General features: G+C 71.8%; 17 protein-coding genes. 10 read left to right on the plus strand and 7 right to left on the minus strand.

Annotation, left to right across the window (positions count from 1 at the left end; genetic code table 11):
- Window positions 1-360, minus strand: a complete 360-nt coding sequence (locus tag AB3M34_RS19065; protein ID WP_149770153.1) for an NADH-quinone oxidoreductase subunit A — start codon at window positions 358-360, stop codon at window positions 1-3.
- Window positions 361-569: 209 nt separating this feature from the next.
- Window positions 570-1,262 (minus strand): demethylmenaquinone methyltransferase, encoded by a 693-nt coding sequence (locus AB3M34_RS19070; protein WP_370616320.1) that lies wholly within the window; start codon window positions 1,260-1,262, stop codon window positions 570-572.
- A 50-nt stretch (window positions 1,263-1,312) separates the two neighbouring features.
- Between AB3M34_RS19070 and AB3M34_RS19075 the strand changes: the two genes are divergently transcribed.
- On the plus strand, window positions 1,313-2,620 hold the full coding sequence (locus tag AB3M34_RS19075; RefSeq protein ID WP_370620063.1) for an isochorismate synthase: 1,308 nt from the start codon (window positions 1,313-1,315) through the stop codon (window positions 2,618-2,620).
- 2 nt (window positions 2,621-2,622) lie between these two features.
- On the opposite strand, the gene AB3M34_RS19080 is transcribed toward AB3M34_RS19075, so the two are convergent.
- Window positions 2,623-3,183, minus strand: coding sequence for a DoxX family membrane protein (locus AB3M34_RS19080; protein WP_370616322.1), 561 nt, complete (start codon window positions 3,181-3,183; stop codon window positions 2,623-2,625).
- 107 nt (window positions 3,184-3,290) lie between these two features.
- On the minus strand, window positions 3,291-6,662 hold the full coding sequence (locus AB3M34_RS19085; RefSeq protein WP_370620065.1) for an SNF2-related protein: 3,372 nt from the start codon (window positions 6,660-6,662) through the stop codon (window positions 3,291-3,293).
- Between the two features lie 90 nt (window positions 6,663-6,752).
- Between AB3M34_RS19085 and AB3M34_RS19090 the strand changes: the two genes are divergently transcribed.
- The 5 genes from AB3M34_RS19090 to allB are packed head-to-tail and all read left to right on the plus strand — an operon-like array spanning window position 6,753 to window position 12,309.
- A complete protein-coding gene (locus tag AB3M34_RS19090; RefSeq protein WP_370616323.1) occupies window positions 6,753-7,970 on the plus strand; it encodes a pyridoxal-phosphate-dependent aminotransferase family protein in 1,218 nt (405 codons plus the stop codon).
- Complete coding sequence (locus AB3M34_RS19095; RefSeq protein ID WP_370616324.1) at window positions 7,967-9,730, plus strand: allantoate amidohydrolase; 1,764 nt, start codon at window positions 7,967-7,969, stop codon at window positions 9,728-9,730. Before AB3M34_RS19090 ends, AB3M34_RS19095 begins: the two co-directional genes overlap by 4 nt.
- On the plus strand, window positions 9,727-10,062 hold the full coding sequence (uraH, locus tag AB3M34_RS19100) for a hydroxyisourate hydrolase (protein ID WP_370616325.1): 336 nt from the start codon (window positions 9,727-9,729) through the stop codon (window positions 10,060-10,062). Before AB3M34_RS19095 ends, uraH begins: the two co-directional genes overlap by 4 nt.
- A 1-nt stretch (window position 10,063) precedes the next feature.
- Window positions 10,064-10,981, plus strand: coding sequence for a factor-independent urate hydroxylase (pucL, locus tag AB3M34_RS19105; protein ID WP_370616327.1), 918 nt, complete (start codon window positions 10,064-10,066; stop codon window positions 10,979-10,981).
- 2 nt (window positions 10,982-10,983) lie between these two features.
- Window positions 10,984-12,309, plus strand: coding sequence for an allantoinase AllB (gene allB / locus AB3M34_RS19110; RefSeq protein WP_370616329.1), 1,326 nt, complete (start codon window positions 10,984-10,986; stop codon window positions 12,307-12,309).
- A gap of 6 nt (window positions 12,310-12,315) precedes the next feature.
- Here allB and ggt read toward each other — a convergent pair whose 3' ends face one another.
- On the minus strand, window positions 12,316-14,133 hold the full coding sequence (ggt, locus tag AB3M34_RS19115; protein WP_370616330.1) for a gamma-glutamyltransferase: 1,818 nt from the start codon (window positions 14,131-14,133) through the stop codon (window positions 12,316-12,318).
- A gap of 139 nt (window positions 14,134-14,272) precedes the next feature.
- Here ggt and AB3M34_RS19120 point away from each other — a divergent pair, with 139 nt between their 5' ends.
- Window positions 14,273-15,235 (plus strand): type IV toxin-antitoxin system AbiEi family antitoxin domain-containing protein, encoded by a 963-nt coding sequence (locus AB3M34_RS19120; protein ID WP_370616331.1) that lies wholly within the window; start codon window positions 14,273-14,275, stop codon window positions 15,233-15,235.
- 43 nt (window positions 15,236-15,278) lie between these two features.
- Here the strand turns inward: AB3M34_RS19120 and AB3M34_RS19125 are convergent, their stop codons facing one another.
- On the minus strand, window positions 15,279-16,049 hold the full coding sequence (locus tag AB3M34_RS19125) for an SGNH/GDSL hydrolase family protein (RefSeq protein WP_370616332.1): 771 nt from the start codon (window positions 16,047-16,049) through the stop codon (window positions 15,279-15,281).
- 73 nt (window positions 16,050-16,122) lie between these two features.
- Here AB3M34_RS19125 and AB3M34_RS19130 point away from each other — a divergent pair, with 73 nt between their 5' ends.
- The 3 genes from AB3M34_RS19130 to pta are packed head-to-tail and all read left to right on the plus strand — an operon-like array spanning window position 16,123 to window position 21,359.
- Window positions 16,123-18,681, plus strand: coding sequence for a DEAD/DEAH box helicase (locus AB3M34_RS19130; RefSeq protein WP_370616333.1), 2,559 nt, complete (start codon window positions 16,123-16,125; stop codon window positions 18,679-18,681).
- 30 nt (window positions 18,682-18,711) lie between these two features.
- Complete coding sequence (locus tag AB3M34_RS19135) at window positions 18,712-19,230, plus strand: GNAT family N-acetyltransferase (RefSeq protein WP_370616335.1); 519 nt, start codon at window positions 18,712-18,714, stop codon at window positions 19,228-19,230.
- 35 nt (window positions 19,231-19,265) lie between these two features.
- Window positions 19,266-21,359, plus strand: coding sequence for a phosphate acetyltransferase (pta, locus tag AB3M34_RS19140; RefSeq protein ID WP_370616336.1), 2,094 nt, complete (start codon window positions 19,266-19,268; stop codon window positions 21,357-21,359).
- On the opposite strand, the gene AB3M34_RS19145 is transcribed toward pta, so the two are convergent.
- Window positions 21,343-22,917: an aldehyde dehydrogenase family protein gene (locus AB3M34_RS19145; RefSeq protein WP_370616337.1), complete on the minus strand. Its 1,575-nt coding sequence runs from the start codon at window positions 22,915-22,917 to the stop codon at window positions 21,343-21,345. The two genes, pta and AB3M34_RS19145, sit on opposite strands and share 17 nt — an antisense overlap.
- Between the last annotated feature and the right edge of the window lie 93 nt (window positions 22,918-23,010).

Genomic DNA, 23,010 nt, shown 5'->3' on the forward strand with positions numbered 1-23,010 from the left:
TCAGTCCCACTCCAGTCCGCCGCGGCGCCAGACGTAGACGTACGCGACGAAGACCGTCGCGATGAACAGCAGCATCTCGACGATGCCGAACCAGCCGAGGAGATCGAACTCCACCGCGAACGGGTAGAGGAAGATGATCTCCACGTCGAACACGATGAAGAGCATCGCGGTGATGAAGTACTTCACCGGAACGCGACCGCCTCCCGCTGCCTGCGGGGTCGGCTCGATGCCGCACTCGTACGAGTCGACCTTGGCGCGGTTGTAGCGCTTCGGTCCGGTGAGCGGGGCGATCAGCACGGAGAACACCGCGAACGCTCCCGAGATGGCGGCGAGCACCAAGACCGGGGTGTACTCGGTCACCGCATCCTCCCTTCGTGAAAATGTTCACGAGCCTGTCCACGCGGACATCACCGAGCGGTGATTCCTTGTGTTGCACGTCACTATGCCACGGCGAGCGGACGGCCACGACACGGGGTGGGCGAGGTCACAGCAGGACCTCGGAAACGCCGCCCGACCTGCGATTACGCAACAAACACGGTGCGTAATTCAGGGCCTGGGGAGGTGCCGTTTCAGGCCTTGGTCGCGGTGTGGAGCGCGACGATCCCGCCGGAGAGGTTCTCCCAGCGGGTAGCGCCCCAACCGGTCTCGGCGATCACCTTCGCGAGGCCGAGCTGGTCCGGCCACGCGATGATCGACTCGGCCAGGTAGACGTACGAGTCGGGGTTCGAGGAGACGGCTCGCGCGACGGGCGGGAGTGCTCGCATCAGGTACTCGAGGTAGACCGTGCGGAACGGCCCGAACGTGGGGTGGCTGAACTCGCAGACCACCAGCCGTCCGCCGGGCCTCGTCACGCGCAGCATCTCGGCGAGCGCGACCTCGGGCTCGTGCACGTTGCGGAGCCCGAACGAGATCGTCACCGCGTCGAACGTCGAGTCGGCGAACGGGAGGCGCATGCCGTCGCCGGCGGTGAACGGCAGCTCGGCGTGGTGCCGCTTGCCCTCACGGAGCATGCCGATGCTGAAGTCGCAGGGCACGACGTACGCGCCGTCGTCGGCGAAGGGCACCGAGGAGGTGCCCGTGCCTGCGGCGAGGTCGAGCACGCGGTCGCCGGGCTGCGCGGCGACCAGCGCCTGGACGCGGCGACGCCACTGGCGGTCCTGACCCAGCGACAGCACGTCGTTCGTGAGGTCGTAGCGCTTGGCGACGGCGTCGAACATCGACGCGACCTCGTGCGGCTGCTTGTCCAGGTTCGCTCGGCTCACGAGGCAACTGTGTCACGCACCACGGTGTCCTCCACGGCACGGGTCGTACCCTGGCAGACGTGACCGACACCGTCGTGCCTCTCCGTGGCCCTCTCCGACTGGTGGCGCAGTCGGTCCCGCTGGCACCGTCCGACCTCGACGGCGTCCCCCTCACCCACCTGCTCCCCACCGAGGGCGCGCTCGCCTGGGTCCGCGACGGCGACGGGATCGTGGGCTGGGGCGAGGCCGCCCGGGTCGAGACGTCCGGCGCGAGCCGGTTCGACGACGCCGGCGACTGGTGGCGCGAGGTCTCGGCCCACTCCGTCGTGCGCGACAAGGTCGGCGTCCCCGGCAGCGGTCTGGTCGCGTTCGGCTCGTTCGCGTTCGCCGACGACTCCGGTCGTACGCAGGGCCGCACCGGCGGCAGCTCCGTGCTCGTCGTGCCGCGCGTCGTGGTCGGCCGACGCGGCGGCACCACCTGGGTCACCACGATCCGCGAGTCCGCGCTCGCCCCGCCGCCGCGGATCGCCCCGAGCGACGAGCCGGCCACCCCCGAGGCCGCGGTGTTCACCGACGGCTCCACGTCGGGCGCGCAGTGGGAGACGATCGTGTCCGACGCGGTCCGCCGCATCGAGTCCGGCGCCCTCGACAAGGTCGTCCTCGCCCGTGACCTCGTCGCCGACCTCGCGGCGCCGCTCGACGTCCGCGCACCGCTTCGGCGGCTCGCCGAGGCGTACCCGAACTGCTGGACCTTCCACGTCGACCGCCTGTTCGGAGCGACCCCGGAGATGCTCGTACGCCGTGAGCGGGGGCTGGTGACCTCGCGGGTGCTGGCCGGCACGATCCGCCGGACCGGCGACGACGCCCGCGACCTCGCCCTCGCCGGCTCGTTGGCCCGCTCCAGCAAGGACCTCGAGGAGCACGAGTACGCCGTCCGCTCGGTCGCCGACGCGCTCGAGCCGTACTGCTCGTCGACGAACGTGCCCGAGACGCCGTTCGTGCTCCACCTCCCGAACGTGATGCACCTGGCCACCGACGTCGCCGGCGTGGTCGACGCCGAGCACGAGTCAGCGACCGCTCTCGACCTCGCCGCCGCGCTGCACCCGTCGGCCGCGGTCGGGGGAACGCCGCGGGCGACGGCGCTCGAGCTGATCGCTGAGATCGAGCACCTCGACCGCAGCCGCTACGCCGCGCCGGTCGGGTGGATCGACGCCGACGGCGACGGCGAGTGGGGCATCGCGCTGCGCTCGGCCGAGTACGACGGGTCGCGGGTCCGGCTGTTCGCCGGGTGCGGCATCGTCGCGGACTCCTCCCCCGAGGCCGAGCTCGCCGAGTCGCAGGCCAAGCTCGTCCCGGTGCGCGACTCGCTGACGGGCTAGCGCTAGCGCAGCCAGGGGTTCGCCTTGACGAACCCCAGCGCGCCCCACATCCTGCCGAGCCCCCAGGTGTCGCCCGCGAGCGCGAGCCCGCAGACCGCGACGGCGAGCAGGCCGATGATGTGGTCGTCGACGACCGGGTTCGTCTCCGGCGGGAGGGCGACGGTCCACATCAGGAAGTACATGAGGCAGCCGCAGACGGCGCCGATCCTGATCGCGACCCCGAGGAGAAGCGAGACACCGATGCCGAGCAGGCCGAGCATGAAGAGCCAGTCGGCCCACCACTGTCCGGCGATCGAGTGGTAAAAGCTCTCGAACGGGCCCTTGGCAGCGTTCGACAGGTAGCCGTCGGTGGGACTGGCGCCGTCGATCCAGGCCGCGTCCTTCGGGGTCGAGTACGTCAGCCCGAAGAGCTTGTCGAGGAAGGCCCACAGAAAGGTGAAGCCGAGCACGATCCGCAGGAGCGCGAGCGCTCGCGCGACCGGGAGCGACACCACAGGCTGTGCCTCGCCGCTCGACGGGAGGGCGTGGGCCCCGCCGGCGCTGGTGGTCTCGGATCCGGTCATCGGTCGTCCCCTCGTCATGGGCGCCGTTCCCCCGTCGCCCTGCTCTCAATATGGCGCGCCTCGCCGGGTGCTGCAGTGAAGGTGTCCGGAATGTCGCAGTGTTTGGCTCAGGTCTCGAGCAAACCCGACAGGTCGTCGGCCGTGAGCGCGGCAGACGACAGAGCGCCGTCGTCGAGCACGCCGGCGACGAGCTCGGCCTTGCGCGCCTTCAGCTCGACCACCTTGTCCTCGATCGTCCCTGCAGAGACGAGCCGGTAGACGTTCACCGGTGACTGCTGGCCGATGCGGTGCACCCGGTCGACGGCCTGCGCCTCGACGGCGGGGTTCCACCACGGGTCGAGCACGAAGACGTAGTCGGCCTCGGTCAGGGTCAGGCCCACACCGCCGGCCTTGAGGCTGATGAGGAACACCGGCTGGTCACCCGACTTGAATCCGTCGATGACCGCGGCACGGTCGCGGGTGCTGCCGTCGAGGTACGCGGTGGCGATGCCCTCGCTCTCGAGCCGGGCCTGCACGCGCCGCAGATAGGTTGTGAACTGGCTGAAGACGAGCGCACGGTGGCCCTCGGCGGCGAGCTCGCGGACGTGGTCGACGAGCAGGTCGGTCTTGGCGGACCCGACCGCCTCGTAGCGTTCGTCGACGAGGGCGGGGTCGAGGCTCAGCTGCCGCAGGCGGGTGAGAGCGGCGAAGATCGTGATGCGGTGCCGCCTCAACGCTGCCTCGTCGTCGCCGGCCTCCTCGAGCAGGCCGAGGATGCGCTGGCGCTCACGCTGCAGGTGGGTGTCGTACAGCTTGCGGTGGCGCGCGGACAAGGCCACCTCCAGCACCTGCTCCTGCTTCGGTGGCAGGTCTGCGGCCACGAGCTCCTTGGTGCGACGCAGCATCACCGGCCGGATGCGTCGCTTGAGCATCGCGAGGAGCTCGCCGTCGCCGCCCTTCTCGATCGGCTTGGCGATCTCGTGGGAGAAGTGGAGCGGGTGCGGGAACAGCCCCGGCGCGGTCAGCGACAGCAGGGACCACAGCTCCATGAGGTCGTTCTCGACAGGGGTGCCGGTGATCGCCAGCGAGAACGGCGCCTCGACCCGGCAGACGGCCTGGTAGGTCTTGCCCCGGTGGTTCTTGACCGCCTGGGCCTCGTCGAGGATCCGGCCGGACCACGGCAGCGCCACGTAGTCGTCGGCCTCGAGCCGCAGCAGCGTGTACGAGGTGACGACGATGTCGGCGCCGTCAACCACCGCGGGCAACGGCTCACGCCGTCGGGCGCTGGACTCGGTGACCGTGCGCACGACCAGCCCTGGCGCGAAGGCGGCCGCCTCCCCTGCCCACGTCGCGACGACGCTCGTCGGCGCGACCACGAGGAACGGTGGCGCGTCCGGCTCGCGCTCGCGGGCGTGCGTGACGAGAGCGATCGTCTGCAGAGTCTTGCCGAGCCCCATGTCGTCGGCGAGGATCCCGCCCAGGCCGTGCTCGGCGAGGAACGCGAGCCACGAGAAGCCCTCGAGCTGGTACGGGCGGAGGGTGGCCTTGAGACCGGCGGGCGCAGCGAGCGCGGGGACCCCCTCGGACCCGACGAGCCGCCGGGCCAGGGAGACCCACCGGGCTGCCTGCGCGTCGACGACGCCGATCTCGTCGAGCTCGTCCCACAGGTCGAACGCGCTCGTCGCCACGCTCATCGTGCCCTCGTCGCGGCGGCGGTCGCTGAGCGCGCGGGCGTCGGCGAGCATGCGGGTGAGTGCGTCGAGCTCGGGGTGGTCGACGCTGACGTACAGGTAGGTGCCCTTGCGGTCGGTCTTGTGCAGCAGGATCTTGTCCTGCCCGGTCGCGATCGCCTCGATGATCGTCGCCAGCCCGACCTGACGTCCGCCGATGGTGACGACCACCTCGAGGTCGAGCCAGTCGGTGCGGCCGGACGGCGTCGGGGCCGTCGTGAACGAGATCTCGGGCGTGCCGACGACCTCCTCGTACGCCGGCTCGTGACCGTCGACCTGCACCTCGAACGCGGGGTTGTCACGGAGACCGGGAAGGATGTCGTGGGCGAACCGGACCGCGTCCATGTCGCGCAGGACGAGCTCGGGGTACGGGGCGGGCACTGCCGTCCCCGCGCGCAGCAGCAGGACCGCCGCCGCCTCGTCGAGCACGAGTCCGGAGAGCACCGCCGACTCGAGGGCTGGATCGCGCATGCCGAACGGCGCGGGCTCGTCGTCGAGCGCGAACACCCGCACGGTCTGGCCGGTCGCGGGGCTGCGGTAGTGCCACGCCCACGAGAGCCGCGCCTCCGCGCCACCGACCCAGCTGAGGGCGAGGACGAGGTGCGGGGCAGGCGGGGCTGGCACGTGGACGGAGTCGTCGCGCGACCCCACCTCGATCAGGCGACCCACGCGGGGGAGGTAGGTGTGGCGCAGCTCGTCCATGCCGTCCGGCGGCACCGTCACCGGAGCGCGGGCCGCGAACATCTCCTTGACCGCCGGCGAGAGCGGCCGGTCGAGTGGCGCCAGCGTGACCACGGCGTCGTCACCGCTGCCCTCCCAGAGCGCGACGCCGTGCTCGGGCGTGCCGAGGAAGGTCACGTCGTCCGAGGGGCTCCACGCGCCCCCGACCGCCGCCCCGGCGACGAGGACGGCGCCTCCACGGTCGTCGGCCCGGGCGTCCAGCGCGGCCCGGGCAGGCTGCGGCGCGACCCGCACCTCGGCGAAGCCGGACGCCACCAGCGGCAGCCCCACCTCACCGGCCTCGCGGAGGAGCCGCCACAGCGACGCCCCGAGCGCGGTCAGCGGGAGGGTGTCCTCGGAGCCGAAGCCGTAGGAGTAGCGCGCACGGTGCGTGCCGTGGATCGCGCGCAGGACGTCGAGGTGCTCGGGGACGAAACGACCGTCGCGGGGGTCGGCGACCACGAGGTCGCGCCAGCCCACACCGGACTTGACCCACGCGCCACGACGACCGCGGGTGACGGGCCGCAGCCTCAGCGCAGGGCGTACGGCGTCGTTCCAGGTGCGGCCGAAGCGCCGCTCCTGCGGCCCGCTGGCGCTGATCTCGACGCGGAGGGCGAGGTCTTGCCCGGGCCTCGCCGGGCGCGCCGCCGACGACCCGTCGTCGCCGGCGTCGCCGAGCAGGTCGTCGAGGACCCGCGTCCAGCTCGGACCCCGCTCGGGCTCGGCGGACGACGTCGCGGCGCGTGCGGCGCGGTCGCGAGCGACCAGCACCGTGGCGACGGCGTGCTTGCAGCGGTGGCCCACCGGGCACGAGCACGCGGTGTAGAGCTCGACCGGCTGGCCCGGCTCGCTGCGCGCCGACACGACCGTCTGGTAGCTCGCCGCGCTGGTGCCGGCCACGCTGCTCTGGAGCAGGTAGCCGTCGCGGTTGCGAGCGACGTCGAGGTCGATGACGTAGCCGTCGCGCGCGTAGGCGCGGCCGCGCTCGATCGTGCTCGCGTCCATGTGGAGACGCAGGAGGGCGTCGTCCGCGAGGTCGTCGAGCGTCATCACCCGACCAGCCTAGGCGGCGTCGCGGACGGGTCGGTCGAGCTGAGCGGTTCGCGGGCCGTCCCGCGGTGTCGGTGTCACAGTTGACCTGTGCCCGTCGCCCCGATCGATCCGCCCCCGCGCCTGCTCATGGGTCCCGGCCCGGTGAACGCCGATCCACGGGTGCTGCGGGCGATGTCGGCGCAGCTGGTCGGGCAGTTCGACCCGTGGATGACGGAGTCGATGAACGAGACCATGGCGCTCTACCGCGACGTCTTCCGGACCACGAACGAGGCCACGCTGCTGGTCGACGGCACGTCGCGCGCCGGCATCGAGGCCGCCCTCGTGTCGCTGCTCGAGCCGGGCGACCGGGTGCTGGTGCCGGTCCTCGGACGGTTCGGCCACCTGCTGCGCGAGATCGCCGAGCGCTGCGGGGCGGACGTGCACGTGATCGAGACGGCGTGGGGAACCGTGTTCGACGAGCAGCAGATCGCCGACGCCGTACGCCGTGTGCGGCCGAAGGTGCTCGCGACCGTGCAGGGCGACACGTCCACGACGATGTGCCAGCCGCTCTCGGAGGTCGGTACGGTCTGCCGGGAGCTCGGGGTGCTGACGTACGTCGACGCCACCGCGTCGCTGGCCGGCAACGCGTTCGCGATGGACGACTGGCAGCTCGACGTCGCGACGGCGGGCCTGCAGAAGTGCCTCGGCGGTCCGTCGGGGAGCGCGCCCATCACCCTCTCGCCCGCGGCCGTCGAGGTCGTGCTCGGTCGACGCCACGTGGAGGCCGGGATCCGCGAGGCCGGCGACGCCGAGCGCGGCCGCCGGATCGGCTCCAACTACTTCGACCTCGCGATGATCCTCGACTACTGGGGGCCGCGTCGCCTCAACCACCACACCGAGGCCACGACGATGCTGTACGGCGCTCGCGAGTGCGCGCGCCTCCTCGTCGAGGAGGGCATGGACGCGGCCGTCGCACGCCACCGGCTGCACGGCGCCGCGATGACGGCCGGCGTGCAGGCGCTCGGGCTCGTGCTCTTCGGCGATCAGGCGCACAGGATGAATAACGTCGTCGCGGTCGAGATCCCGGACGGCGTGGACGGGGATGCCGCGCGGGCCCAGATGCTGACCGACTTCGCGATCGAGATCGGGACGTCGTTCGGTCCGCTGCACGGCAAGGTCTGGCGCATCGGCACGATGGGCTGGAACGCGCGGCACGACGCCGTACTGACGACCCTGGCCGCGCTCGAGCAGGTGCTGCGCGGCGCCGGCACGTCCCCGCTACCAGGGGCGGGTTTCGCCGCCGCGAAGGAGGTGTACGCCGCATGAGGGCACGCGACCCGCTCGCCGACGCGCGTACGGCGCTCGACCGGTGCGACGCGCTCGCGACGCTCAGCGCGGTCGAGGGCCGCATCGACCGCTTCTCCTTGACACCGGAGCACGCGGCCGCCAGCACGCTCGCCGCCTCGTGGATGCACGAGGCCGGCATGTCGACCTGGACGGACGCCGTCGGCAACGTCTGCGGGCGACTCGAGGGGGCGACGCCCGGGCTGCCCGCGCTGCTCCTCGGCTCGCACCTCGACACCGTGCCGGACGCGGGACGGTACGACGGGCCGCTCGGCGTCGTCGTCGCGGTCGCGGTCGCCGAGCGGCTGCGAGACCGGAGGGCGTCGCTGCCCTTCGCGCTCGAGGTCGTGGGCTTCTCCGACGAGGAGGGGGCCCGGTTCGGTGCGGCCCTGACGGGCAGTCGTGGCCTGGCCGGCACGTGGGACCAGAGCTGGTGGGAGCAGCGCGACGCGGACGGGACGACGCTGCGGGAGGCGTTCGCGCGGTTCGGCCTGGACCCGGCCCGGGCCGGTGACGCCGCACGCGACCCCGGGTCGCTCGTCGGCTATCTCGAGTCTCACATCGAGCAGGGCTCGTACCTCGAGGCCGCCGACCTCCCGCTCGGCGTCGTCCGTTCGATCGCCGGCGCGCGACGTTTCACCCTCAGCGTCGTCGGGGAGGCACGGCACGCCGGAGGCACCCCGTACGACCGGAGGCGCGACGCTCTCGTCGGAGCGAGCCACGCGGTGATCGACGTCGAGCGCATCGCCCGCGCGGAGGGCGTCGTCGCGACCGTGGGATCGATGCAGGTGCACCCCGGCGCGGTCAACGTGGTCCCTGGTCGCGCCGACTTCACGCTCGACCTGCGGGCGGAGCGCGACGTGGACCGCGACCGCGCCTGGGACCTGATCGCCGACGCGATCGAGAAGCGCTGCGCGGAGCGGGGGCTGGCGTTCGAGGCGACCGAGACGCACCGCGCGCCGGCGGTGGAGATGGATCCTCACCTGCGCGACGCGATCGCCACCGGAGTGCGGGCCACGACAGGGCAGGACGCGCCGATGGTGCTGACGAGCCTGGCGGGCCACGACGCGATGGCGATCGCCACGGTGACTCCGGTCGCGATGCAGTTCGTCCGGTGCCGCGACGGCGTCTCGCACCACCCGGACGAGTCCGTGCGGGTCGACGACGTGGGAGCGGCGATCGACGCGTTCGAGGCAGCCGTGCTGGCGGTGGCGGCGAGCACCGTGGACCTCGCCACCGTCAACGCCATGCCGGGGGCGGAGCTCGCCGCGGCACTGACCAGGTGCGCCGACGTCCCCCGCTGGGTCGAGGCGGTCGTCACCGCCCGTCCGTACGAGTCCGTCGCCGCGCTCCTGCAGCACGCCGACGCGGCGGCAGCCACCTGGACCGACGAGGAGGTCGACCACGCGCTCGCGCAACACCCCCGCATCGGCGAGCGCTCGCGACGTCCCGCCGCAGAGGCGGCGATGTCGGCGCGCGAGCAGTCGCGGGTTGCCACCGACGACGACGTGGCGGCGCGGCTCCAGGCCGGCAACGCGGCGTACGAGAAGCGGTTCGACCGGGTCTTCCTCGTCCGTGCTGCCGGACGCGACGCCGAGGAGATCCTCGCCCTCCTCGAAGACCGTCTCGGCAACGACGACGCGACCGAGCGGGAGGTCGTCAGGGCCGAGCTGCGGGAGATCGCGACCCTTCGTCTGCAATCAGTGGTGGCGGCGCTGCGGACCGGCAAGGATGGGGCATGACCAGCCACGTCACCACCCACGTCCTCGACACCTCCCTCGGACTCCCCGCAGCCGGCCTCGCCGTCACGCTCAGCCACGTCGACGAGCGCTCCGTCGAGCCCATGGCCGTCGGCACCACCGACGCCGACGGTCGGATCACCGAGCTGGGCCCCAAGCACATCCCGTCCGGCACCTACCGGCTGACGTTCGACACCGACGCCTACTTCGCCCGCGACGACCGGTCGGCCTTCTTCCCGACGGTCGAGGTCACCTTCACGATCGAGACCGACGAGCACGTCCACGTGCCGCTGCTGCTGAGCCCCTTCGGCTACTCCACCTACCGAGGGAGCTGACGTGCCGGCCCCGTACCAGCTCGGCCCCAACCAGTACGGCAAGGCCCAGGTCCGCCTCGTACGGGTCGACCGGGACACGCCGCGGCACCGCGTGAGCGACCTGTCGGTGACGAGCCAGCTGACGGGCGACTTCACCGCGGCGCACACCGAGGGCGACAACGCGCACGTGGTGGCGACCGACACGCAGAAGAACACCGTGTACGCGTTCGCGCGCGAGGGCGTCGGCGCTCCCGAGACGTTCCTCCTCCGGCTCGCCGACCACTTCACGGGCTCCTTCGACTGGGTCACCGGCGGGCGCTGGGAGGCCGAGCAGTACGCGTGGTCGCGCATCCCGACCGCGGCCAGCCCGCAGGGACACGACCATGCGTTCGTGCGCGACGGCGGCGAGACCCGTACGGCGCTGGTGGTCCGTGACTCCGACGCGACGACCGTCCTCGCGGGGCTCGCGGACCTGGTCGTGCTCAAGTCGACCGGGTCGGAGTTCGTCGGGTTCCCGCGCGACGAGTTCACGACGCTGGCCGACGCGGACGACCGGATCCTCGCGACGTCGGTCACGGCCCGGTGGCGGTACGCGGCGGACGCCGGACCGCTCGACGCCACGGCGTACGACCGGGCGTACGAGGCGGCGCGAGCGGCGATGCTCGACGCGTTCGCCGAGACGTACTCGCTCGCGCTCCAGCAGTCCCTCTACGCGATGGGCTCCGCGGTGCTCGATGCCGTGCCCGAGATCGCCGAGGTCCGTTTCTCCATGCCCAACAAGCACCACTTCCTCGTCGACCTGACGCCCTTCGACCTCGACAACCCCGGCGAGGTCTTCTCCGTCGCCGACCGTCCGTACGGGTTGATCGAGGCGTCCGTGCTGCGCGACGGCGCCGACTCGGCCGACGCGGCGTGGGCCCTGGTGGGCGGGTTCTGCTGAGGATGGGCCGGTCTGCGCTCAGCGCCGCGAACGCGCTGGTCGACGGCGAGCTGCGGCCGGCCACGATCACGATCACCGACGGCACGATCACGGCGGTGACCCTCGGCGCGAGCGGCGACGACGCCGGCGCAGGTGCGTACGTCCTCCCTGGCGTCGTCGACACGCACGTCCACGTGAACGAGCCGGGGCGCACCGCGTGGGAGGGCTTCGCGACGGCGACCGAGGCGGCGGCGCGCGGCGGCGTCACGACGATCGTCGACATGCCGCTCAACAGCGTCCCCGCGACGACGACCCCGGAAGCGCTCGCGCTCAAACGGAGCCGGGCCGAGGGCCAGGTGCGGGTCGACACCGGCTTCTGGGGCGGCGCGGTGCCCGACAACCTCGGCTCGCTGGAGGGGCTGTGGGACGAGGGCGTGCTCGGCTTCAAGTGCTTCCTGATCGACTCCGGTGTCGCGGACTTCCCTCCGCTCGGCCGTGACCAGCTGCACGCCGCGATGCGCGAGATCGGCGGGTTCGACGGCCTGCTGATCGTGCACGCCGAGGACCCGGACGTGATCGCCTCGTCCCCCGCGCCACCGAGCCGGGCGTACGCCGACTTCGTCTCCTCGCGCCCCGACGAGGCCGAGGTCGCCGCGATCGCTCGGGTCGTGGACGCGGTCCGCGAGCACGGCACGCGGACGCACCTCGTGCACCTCTCGAGCGCCCGCGCGCTCGGTCTGATCGCCGACGCCCGCGCAGAGGGGCTGCCGCTGACGGTCGAGACCTGCCCGCACTACCTCGTGCTCGACGCCGGCTCGGTCCCGGACGGCGCGACGGAGTTCAAGTGCTGCCCGCCGATCCGGGACCGCGGCAACCAGGACGCGCTGTGGGACGCGCTCGTCGACGGTGTGATCGACTGCGTCGTGTCCGACCACTCGCCGTCGACCGCAGCGGAGAAGTCCCGCGGCGGCGGCGACCTCCAGCAGGCGTGGGGCGGCATCACGGGCCTCCAGGTCGGGTTCGCCGCCGTCGCCGACTCGGCGGTGCGCCGAGGGGTCGGGATCGAGCGGGTGAGCGCCTGGATGTCCACCACCCCCGCACGCATCGCCGGCGTGGCAGGCAAGGGGGCGATCGCCGCCGGGTACGACGCCGACTTCGTCCTGTGGTCGCCCACCGACTCGTACGAGGTGCACGCGGAGGCGCTCGCGCACAGGAACAAGCCGACCCCGTACGCCGGGCTCACCCTGCAGGGTCGCGTCACGCGGACGGTGCTGCGCGGCGAGACGGTGTTCGATGCGACCACGGACGCCGTACCCGCGACAGCGACGGGTCGCCTGCTGCGCCGCTGACCGCCCTCAGTGCCGCCGCGGGCGCACCACGAGCCCGGTGCCGCCGCCGCGTCGTACGGGCTCGGCCGCGGCGATCATCGTGCCGCGTCTGCCGACCTCGATCGTCGCCGCGGCGCCGATCTCCGCAGCGGACGTGAACGCGTCTCCCGACGGCACGAGCCGCTGGCCGTACGGGGTCAGCGCGGCGCCGTACGCCTCGATGAACGCGGGCTCCGACGGCGTCGTGGCCGCATTGCGCTGCGAGGCTCGCGGCGCGGCGACCGCCTCGGGCAAGGTCATGCCGAGGTCGATGCGGTTGATCAGGATCTGGAGCACGGTCGTGATGATCGTGGCGCCGCCGGGCGACCCGAGGACGTACTTCACCTTGCCGTCGTCGACCACGATCGTCGGCGACATCGACGAGCGTGGGCGCTTGCCCGGCTGGATGCGGTTCGGGTCGGCCTCGTTGTAGACGGCGGAGAAGTCGGTCAGCTCGTTGTTCAGCAGGAAGCCGCGACCGGGGACCGTGATGCCCGAGCCGCCGGTCTGCTCGATCGTGAGCGTGTACGCGACCGCGTTGCCCCACTTGTCGACGACCGACAGGTGCGTCGTCGACACGTTCTCCGTGTCGGGCGTCTCGCTGAGCGCCGCGGCGCCACAGCCGGAGCCGTCCAGCGCGCCCGGTGCGACCGGCCGCGTCGACGCCTGCGTCGGATCGATCCTGCACGCCCGTGAGTCGGCGAACCGCTGGCTCAGCAGCGTCCGGGTCGGCACGTCAACGAACGCCGGGTCGCCGACGTACGCATTGCGGTCGGCGAACGCATGGGCGCTCGCCTCCAGGAACAGGTGCAGGCTCTGCGGCGTGCCCGACCCGCCGCGCAGCCGGTAGTTCTCGAGGATGTTGAGCGCCTCGCCGACGGTCGTACCTCCCGAGCTCGACGGCGCCATCGAGAACACGTCGTGCCCGCGGTAGCGGACCTTGCTCGGCGCCTGGTTCACGACCTCGTACGCCGCCAGGTCGGCCGCAGTCATCGATCCGGCCGGTGCCGGGAGCGTGGACGCCGGGTCCTTCGGCGGCGCCTGCACCGTGGCCGCGATCTCGCGGGCGAGCGACCCGCGGTAGAAGGCGCGCGGGCCCCGCAGCGCGATCTGCGCGTACGTGCGGGCCAGATCCGGGTTGCGGAACGTCGTGCCGACCTGCGGGGCGTCCCCGCCGGGCAGGAACAGCTCGGCCGTGTCCGGGAACGCGGCGAACCGCGCCTCGTTGTCGAGCGTCTGGCTGCGGAACGTCTGGTCGACCGGGAACCCCTTCGCCGCGACACCGATCGCCGGCGCCAGGGAACGCGCGAGCGAGCGCGTGCCGAAGCGGTCCAGCGCCTCGTCCCAGGTGGCGAGCGTCCCCGGCACGCCGACGGCGACGCCGGAGGAGACCAGCTCAGGTGTGAAGCGGTAAGGGGCCCCGGTCGCCGGGTCGATGAACGCGTCGGGCGTGATCCCGGCCGGCGCCGTCTCGCGGCCGTCGATCGTCGAGACCTTGTGCCGCTTGGCGTCGTAGTAGACGAAGTAGCCGCCGCCGCCGATCCCGGCGCTGTACGGCTCGGTCACGCCGAGGGTCGCCGCCATCGCGACCGCAGCGTCCGCCGCGTTGCCGCCACGAGCGAGCACGTCGCGCCCCACCTTGCTGGCCGTCGCGTCCACCGACGAGACCGCGCCACCCGTGCCGTACGACGTGGGCGTGGGGAGCGAGGGCGCTGGTCGTCGGTGCGCCTCCGCGGGCGCCGCGACCAGCACGGCGGCACCCAGTGCGACGACGGACAGGGTCGTGGTGATGCGCCTCACGTCCATCCTTCGACGCTACGACGGGTCCTGCGAAGGCGCAGATCGCAAGCGCGGGCCACAGGAGCCACCTGCTGACAGCTACGGCCCGCGCAGTGCCTGTGGACGACCGCTGCGGGACCGGCGGCGTACGGTCCACGCTGAGGCCGTGGAAACGATCGGCGAGCTCTTCGAGCTTCAAGGCGGTGTGATCGCGCGCCGACAGCTCCTCGCCGCCGGGTACGAGCCGCACGACGTCCGGCGCATGGTCCGGGCGAAGGAGCTTGAGCAACTGTTCCCCGGGGTGCTCGTGAACCACACCGGCGCCCCGACGTGGATCCAACGGGCGTGGGGCGCGGTGCTCTATGCGTGGCCTGCGGCCCTCGCCGATGAGTCGGCGCTGCGGGCGGCCGAGCGAAGGCGGTGGGACTCGACCCTGGAGGAGCCCATCCAGCTGGCGATCGATCGCCAGCGAAACCTGAAGGCAGCGCCGGGCGGGATCGAGGTCGTACGGCGAGTCCGGCTCGACGACGACGTCCAGTGGAACGCGGGACCACCGCGGCTGCGCTACGAGGAGGCTGTCCTCGACCGTGCGCTGGCGGCCGACGACGAGGTCGACGCTGTCGCGATCCTGTCCGGGGCCTGCGGTTCACCCCGTACGACCGCCGCCCGGCTGGCGGACGCCCTCGAGCGTCGTGCGCGGGCGCGTCGGCGGCGTTGGACGACGGATGTGCTGCGCGACATCGCGGAAGGAACGCACTCCGCCCTCGAGCACGGCTACCTGACCCGTGTGGAGCGCCCGCACGGCCTGCCACGCGGGCGGCGCCAGGTCCTCGCGGAGGCGCCGGGCGGGTCCGCGTACCGCGACGTCGACCTGGACCGGATCGTGATCGAGCTCGACGGGCGGATCTACCACGAGTCGTCTGCGCGCCGGGATGCAGATCTCGAACGAGACCTCGACGTGCTCGGCGAGGGACGCCAGACCGCCCGACTGGGGTGGGGGCAGGTGTATCGACGACCCTGCGCCACCGCGATCAAGATCGCGCGTGTCCTGAGCAACGCCGGGTGGGAGGGTTCGCCGCAACCGTGCGCCTCACCGGACTGCGCGGTGCGAGCGGTACGCGGGCCGTAGGTGCCATCGGGTGGCGCCAGCGGCCCGCGTTGCGCGGAAAACGTCAGATCGGTTCGAGGCTCGGGCGCTTAGGCTTCACCGAGTCGCCCGAGGACGTGCCGTTCATCCGACGCTGGACCCACGGCATCGCGAACTCCTTGGCCCACGCGAGGTCGGCGTCGCGCTTCTCCTTCTTGGACGGCGGCACCGCCCTCGGCAGGCGCGGCTTCTTGAGGTCGTGCGAGATCCCGAGGGTGTCGAGCACGTGGATCGCCATCTGCTTGTGGCCGGGGGTCGCCATGTGCAGCCGGTCGGTGTCCCAGTAGCGCTCGTCCCGGAACTCGCGGAAGCGCCAGTAGTCGACGACGGTGGCGCCGTGGTTGTCGGCGATCTCGCGCACGATCTCGTTGTAGACCGCGACCCTCCCCCGGAGCTTGCCGAACACGGGCGCGTGGCCCAGGTCGAAGCCGGTGAACATGACGACACGCCCCCCGCACACGGCGAGGCGACCGATCGCGGCGTCGTACAGCTCGCCGAGGAGGTCGAGGTCGACCTTCGGCCGCAGGATGTCGTTGCCGCCGGCGTAGATCGTGACGAGGTCCGGCGAGAGCTTGAGGGCGTGCTCGAGCTGCTCGGCGATCACGGGCTTGAGGAGGCGCCCGCGGACGGCGAGGTTCGCGTAGCCGAAGTCGTCGGTCTTCGTCGCGAGCACCTCGGCGACCCGGTCCGCCCACCCGCGGAGCCCGTTCGGCCGGGACTTGTCGGGGTCTCCGACCCCTTCGGTGAACGAGTCACCCATGGCGACATAACGGTGGTAGGTGGGTTCGCTGACCATGTCCCGATTGTTGCACCGGCGACCCTTGTGGCCGAGCACCCCGGTAGGTCCCGCGTGGGAGGATGGCAGCATCATGCGCCTCGTCGACCACCTTCCCGCCGCCGAGGAGTCCGACGACGCCGACGTCGTCTTCGAGGCGTTCAGCACGTGGGCCGAGGGTGAGGGCCTGACCCTCTATCCCGCCCAGGAGGACGCGCTCATCGAGATCGTGTCCGGCTCCAACGTGATCCTCGCGACCCCCACCGGTTCCGGCAAGAGCCTCGTCGCCGCGGGCGCGCAGTTCGCCGCGCTCGCCAAGGGCCGGCGCAGCTTCTACACCGCACCCATCAAGGCGCTGGTGTCGGAGAAGTTCTTCGCGCTCGTCGACATGTTCGGCGCCGACAACGTCGGGATGATGACCGGCGACGCCTCCGTCAACGCCGACGCCCCGATCATCGCCGCGACCGCCGAGATCCTCGCCAACAAGGCCCTGCGCGAGGGGGCGGCCGCCGAGGTCGGTCTCGTGGTGATGGACGAGTTCCACTTCTACTCCGAGCCCGACCGCGGATGGGCGTGGGAGGTGCCGCTGCTCGAGCTGCCGCACGCGCAGTTCCTGCTGATGTCGGCGACGCTCGGCGACACCACCCGGTTCGAGAAGGACCTCACCGAGCGCACCGGCCGCGAGACCACGCTGGTCGCCGGGACCGACCGGCCCGTCCCGCTGGTCCACGAGTACGTCACCTCGCCCGTGCACGAGACCGTCGAGGAGCTGCTCGCGACCGGGCAGGCACCGATCTACATCGTGCACTTCACCCAGGCGTCGGCGATCGAGCGGGCGCAGGCGCTGTCGAGCATCAACGTGACGACGCGGGCGGAGAAGGACACGATCGCCACCGCGCTCGGCGACTTCAAGTTCCAGACGGGCTTCGGCAAGACGCTGTCGAGGCTCGTGCGGATGGGCATCGGCGTCCACCACGCCGGCATGCTCCCGCGCTACCGCCGGCTGGTCGAGCGGCTCACCCAGAAGGGCCTGCTCAAGGTCGTCTGCGGCACGGACACGCTCGGCGTCGGCATCAACGTGCCGATCCGTACGGTCCTGTTCTCGGGCCTCTCGAAGTACGACGGCATCCGTCAGCGGCACCTGCACGTCCGCGAGTTCCAGCAGATCGCCGGCCGCGCCGGACGTGCCGGCTACGACACGATCGGGCGGGTCGTCGTGGAGGCGCCCGAGCACGAGGTCGAGAACGCCAAGATGGTCCGCAAGGCCGGCGACGACCCCAAGAAGCTGCGCAGGATCCAGCGCAAGAAGCCGCCGGAGGGCTTCGTCAACTGGTCCGACCGCACGTTCGACAAGCTGTCGACCGGACAGCCTGAGCCGCTCGTCTCGCGGATGCGGATGACCCACGCGATGGTGCTCAACCTCGTCGCGCGTCCCGGTGACGCCCGCGCCGCCGTACGCTCCCTCATCACCGACAGCCACGCGAGCGAGGCGGACCAGGAGCGGATGCTCGCCGAGGCCGAGTCGATCTTCACGACCCTGATCGAGGGCGGTGTCGTGGAGGAGCTCGCGCAGCCCGACGCCGACGGGCGCACCGTACGCCTCACGGTGGACCTCCAGGAGGACTTCGCCCTCAACCAGCCGCTGGCGCCGTTCGCCGTCGCGGCGCTGGAGATCCTCGACCCGGAGTCGCCGACGTACGCGCTGGAGGTCGTCTCGGTCTTCGAGGCGATCCTCGAGGACCCCCGCACGATCATCAGTGCCCAGCGCAACCGCGCCAAGGGCGAGGCCGTCGCCGAGATGAAGGCCGAGGGACTCGAGTACGAGGAGCGGATGGAGCTCCTCGAGGACGTCGAGCACCCGCAGCCCCTGCGCGACGAGCTGGAGGTCGCGTACGAGGCGTACCGTTCCGGCCATCCGTGGGTCGCCGACCACGAGCTGAAGCCGAAGTCGGTCGCCCGCGAGATGTGGGAGCGGTCGATGACGTTCGCCGAGTACGTCAGCATGTACCAGCTCGCGCGTTCCGAGGGACTCGTCCTGCGCTATCTCTCCGACGTCTACCGCACGCTGCGCCACACCGTGCCCGACAGCTACGCCACCGACGAGATCGACGACATCACCGACTGGCTCGGCGAGGTCGTCCGCCAGACCGACTCGAGCCTCCTCGACGAGTGGGAGGCGCTCGCGGCCGGTGAGGGTGGCTCGGTCGACGTGGTGATCGCCCAGCACGACGCGCTCGACACCGGTCCACCTCCGGTGACCGCGAACGAGCGGGCGTTCCGGGTGCTGGTCCGCAACGTCCTGTTCCGCCGGGTCGAGCTGATGGCGCTGCGCCGCTGGAACGACCTCGGCGCCCTCGATGCCGCCGCCGGGTGGACCGCGGACCTGTGGCACGAGGCGATCGACGACTACTTCGCCGAGTACGACTCGCTCGGCACCGGCCCCGACGCCCGCGGGCCGGCGATGCTCGTCGTGGACGCCGATCCCGAGGGCGCGGAGTCGAGGGTCTGGCACGTGCGCCAGATCCTGGAGGACCCCGAGGGTGACCGCGACTGGTGCATCTTCGCCACCGTCCACCTCGACGCGTCGGACGAGGCGGGCGAGGCCGTGGTGCAGATCACCGACGTCGGCCCGTTCTCGGACGCCGATCGCTGACGGGTTCGCGGCACTCCGTACCGTTCCTCCGTGGCTCTCTTCTTCGTCGCCGACCCGCCGGTCACGCGTTCGCTCCGCGCAGGCCTGCTCGAGACCTGGACCGACGCGTCGAACGCGGGCGGCGCGATCGGTTTCGTCCCGCCGATCTCGCCGCGTGACGTCGAGCCTCTGCTGGACGAGCAGCTGAGCGCAGTCGACCAGGGGCGCATGCTGCTCGTCGTCGGCCTCGACGGGGACGAGGTGCGTGCCGCCGGCTTCATCGAGCGCAACACGCACCGGCTCATGCAGCACTGGGTCTGGGTGAAGACGGTGATGGTGCACCCCGAGGCGCAGGGGCGCGGCGCCGGCTTCGCGCTGATGCTGGCGCTGGCGGCCCAAGCCCGCAGCATGCCCGGCATCGAGGCGGTCCGGCTCACCTGCCGCGGCGGGCTGGGCCTCGAGGACTTCTACGCACGGTGCGGCTACAAGGAGGTCGGCCGCGTCCCCGGTGCGATCAGGGTCGGCCCCGGGGACGAGCGCGACGACATCACGATGCTGCTTCCGTTGTAGGGCGCCGCGGCGCGCACCGCCCTAGGCTCGACGTCGTGGGAAACAGCGTCTACATCGCCTCGGTCGAGGGGTTCACCGGCAAGTCCACCGTGGCGCTCGGTGTCGTCGAGCAGCTCTCGCGCCGGGTGCGCCGGGTCGGGGTGTTCCGGCCGATCGTGCGTGGGGACGCCGCCACGACCGGCGGACGCGACTACGTGCTCGACATGCTGCTCGCCCACGACGCGGTCGTCACGACGTACGACGACGCGGTGGGCACCACGTACGACGCGGTCCACGCCGATCCCGTCGCCGCGATCGAACGCATCATCGAGCGGCACCACGCGGTGGCTGACGGCTGCGACGTCGTGGTCGTCGTCGGCACCGACTACACCGACGTGGCCACGCCGACCGAGTTCTCCTACAACGCCCGGATCGCCGCGAACCTCGCCTCACCGGTCCTGCTGGTGCTCAACGGCGCCGACCGTACGCGTGCCGAGGTGACGGCCGTCTCCGACGTCGCCGTGGGCGAGCTCGAGGCGAACCACGCCGAGCTGTTCGCGGTCGTCGTCAACCGCGTCACGGATGCGGAGGTCGCGGCCGACCCGGCAGAGGTGGTGGACCGCGACGTCCTCGTGTACGCGATCCCCGACGATCCGCTGCTGTCGGCGCCGACCGTCTCCGACCTGATGTCGGCCTGCGACGGTCGGCTCGTGATGGGCGACGAGTCGCTCCTCGGGCGCGAGGCGAGCGGTTTCGTGGTGGCCGCCATGACGTTGCCGAACGTCCTCGACCGACTCTTCGAGAGCGCCGTCGTCGTCACACCGGGAGACCGCCCCGAGATCGTGCTCGGTGTCCTCACCGCGCACGCGTCGACCGAGTTCCCGCAGGTCGCCGGCATCGTCCTCAACGGCGGGATCGCCCTCCCCGAGCAGGTCGAGCGGCTGCTCCTCGGGGTCGGCTCCACGATGCCGATCGTGGCGACCGACCTGGGGACGTACGACACCGCCGCCGCACTGACCGGTCGACGAGGCCGCCTGACCAGGGAGTCGCCGCGCAAGCTCGCCACCGCACTCGCCGCGTTCGCGGAGCACGTCGACGGAGAGGCGCTGCTCGACCGGCTCGAGGTCGCGCGGACGACGGCTGTGACACCACTGATGTTCGAGCACGAGCTGCTGGACCGAGCCACCGCCGAACGGAAGCACATCGTGCTGCCCGAAGGCGGCGAGGACCGGATCCTCCGGGCCGCCGACATCCTCCTGCGCCGCGGTGTCGCGGAGCTCACCCTCCTCGGCGACCCCGTCACGATCACGGCCCGCGCGGCGCGACTCGGTGTGGACGTGTCGGGCGCCCGGGTCGTCGACCCGCGGACCTCCGACGACCGCGAGCACTTCGCCCAGGAGTACGAGCGGCGCCGCCGGCACCGCGGGGTCGACCTCGAGGAGGCGCGTACGACGGTCGCGGACGTGTCGTACTTCGGCACGATGATGGTCGAGCTCGGACACGCTGACGGCATGGTGTCGGGCGCCGTCCACACGACCGCCCACACGATCCGGCCCGCGCTCGAGGTCGTGAAGACGGTCCCGGGGGTCTCGACCGTCTCGTCGGTGTTCTTCATGTGCCTCGAGAACCAGGTCCTCGTGTACGGCGACTGCGCCGTCGTCGTCGATCCTGATGCCGAGCAGCTGGCCGACATCGCGATCTCGTCGGCGCGTACGGCCGCCGCCTTCGGCATCGACCCGCGCGTCGCGATGCTGTCGTACTCGACCGGCACCTCCGGCACCGGCTCCGACGTCGAGAAGGTCCTCAACGCGACGGGCCTCGCGCAGGAGCGGGCGCCCGACCTGCCGATCGAGGGCCCGATCCAGTACGACGCCGCGATCGACCTCGCCGTCGCCCGGACGAAGCTGCCCGAGTCGGACGTCGCCGGACGGGCCACGGTCTTCGTCTTTCCGGACCTCAACACCGGGAACAACACGTACAAGGCGGTGCAACGCTCGGCCGCGGCGGTCGCGGTCGGCCCCGTGCTCCAGGGCCTGCGCAAGCCCGTCAACGACCTGTCTCGCGGCGCGACCGTGCGCGACATCGTCAACACGGTCGCGATCACCGCGATCCAGGCCCAGCAGCTGGGACAGGTCAGCTCTTCGGCTTGAGCTTCTTCACGTCGAGCGCCTTGCCGCCGTGGAGCACGGTGAGCAGCTGGGTGAACGACTTGTCCTGCTTCGCCGTACGGCCGAAGCTCGTGAGCACCATCGCGGGCTTGAAGCGCGGCACCGTCACGGCGTGGGCGTACGTGAACTCCTTGAGCCCGTCCTCGCCGTGGATGCGTCCGAAGCCCGACTCCCCCACGCCGCCGAACGGCAGCGACGGCACACCGGCGAACGACGTCACCGAGTTGACCGACGTCATGCCGCTGCGGATGCGGTGCGCGATCTCGGCCGCCTGCTTCTTGCCGAAGACGGCGCCGCCCAGGCCGTACGCGGTGGCGTTGGTACGGCGTACGGCCTCGTCCATCGACGGCACCGAGTTCACGACGAGCGTCGGCCCGAACGTCTCCTCGGTCACCGCTGGGGCGTCCTCGGGGACGCCGGTGAGGATGGTCGGCTGCACGAACCGCTCGCCGACCGCGTCGGGACCGCCGACGACCGCCGTGCCGCCCCGCGCGACCGCGTCCTCGACGTGACGCTTGATGATCGGAAGCTGGCCGGGCATCGTGATCGGGCCGATCTTGGCCTCGGAGTCGGACCCTGCTCGCACGACGGCGGCCTTGGCGGTGATCTCGGCGACGAACGCGTCGAACACCTTCTCGTGGACGTAGACGCGCTCGGTGCCGATGCAGGTCTGCCCGGCGTTGCTCATGCCGCCCCACAGCGCCGCATCCGCCGCCGCTTCGATGTCGGCGTCCTCGTCGACGATCAGGGCGTCCTTGCCGCCGGCCTCGATGACGACGGGGGTGAGGTTCTTGGCGGCAGCCTCCATGACCTTGCGGCCGGTGGCCGGCGAACCCGTGAACGCCACCTTGTCGACCTTGGAGGACGCGAGGGCCGCACCGGTCTCGCCGAGCCCGGTGACCAGCTGGAGCACGGGGTAGTCCGAGACGACCTCCGCGAACGCGTCGACGAGCCACTTGCCGACGCCCGGCGTGTACTCCGACGGCTTGAACACGACCGCGTTGCCGGCCGCGAGGGCGTACGCGATGGAGCCCATCGGCGTGAACACGGGGTAGTTCCACGGTCCGATCACACCGACGACGCCGAGCGCCTTGTACTCGATCGTGGCCTTCTGGTTGACCATGAGCAGGCCTGGCGAGACCGTCCGACGGCCGAGCAGCTTCTTGGCGTGCCCGGCGGCCCAGGCGATGTGGTCAATCGCCAGACCGATCTCGAGCACGGCGTCGCTGTGCGGCTTGCCGGTCTCGGCGTGGACGACGTCCGCGAGCTGGTGGATGCGACGCGTGATGACGCCCTTCCAGCGGCCGAGGACCTCCTTGCGACCGTCGTAGCCGATCTCGGACCACCACTGCGACGCGATGCGCGCCCGCTCGACGGCGGCGTCGACCTCGTCCGGGGTGGTCAGCGGGTACGTGCCGACGACGTCGCCCGTCGCGGGGCTCAGCGAGTCGAACGTCGTCGGGGCTGCCGCGTTGTCGTCGGACTGCGCCGCCCTCTTGCGCGAGCGGCTGGTCTTCGGCATCGGGCTCGTCGTCGCCATCTCGTCCTCCGGGGGTCTGTGATGCGGGGCACAAAGCCTTTCCGGGGAAGCCTACTGCTCGGTAGCCAGCGACGACAGATCCTCCTGCCCGGC

The organism is Mumia sp. Pv4-285 (assembly GCF_041320275.1).
Taxonomy (GTDB): Bacteria; Actinomycetota; Actinomycetes; order Propionibacteriales; family Nocardioidaceae; genus Mumia; species Mumia qirimensis.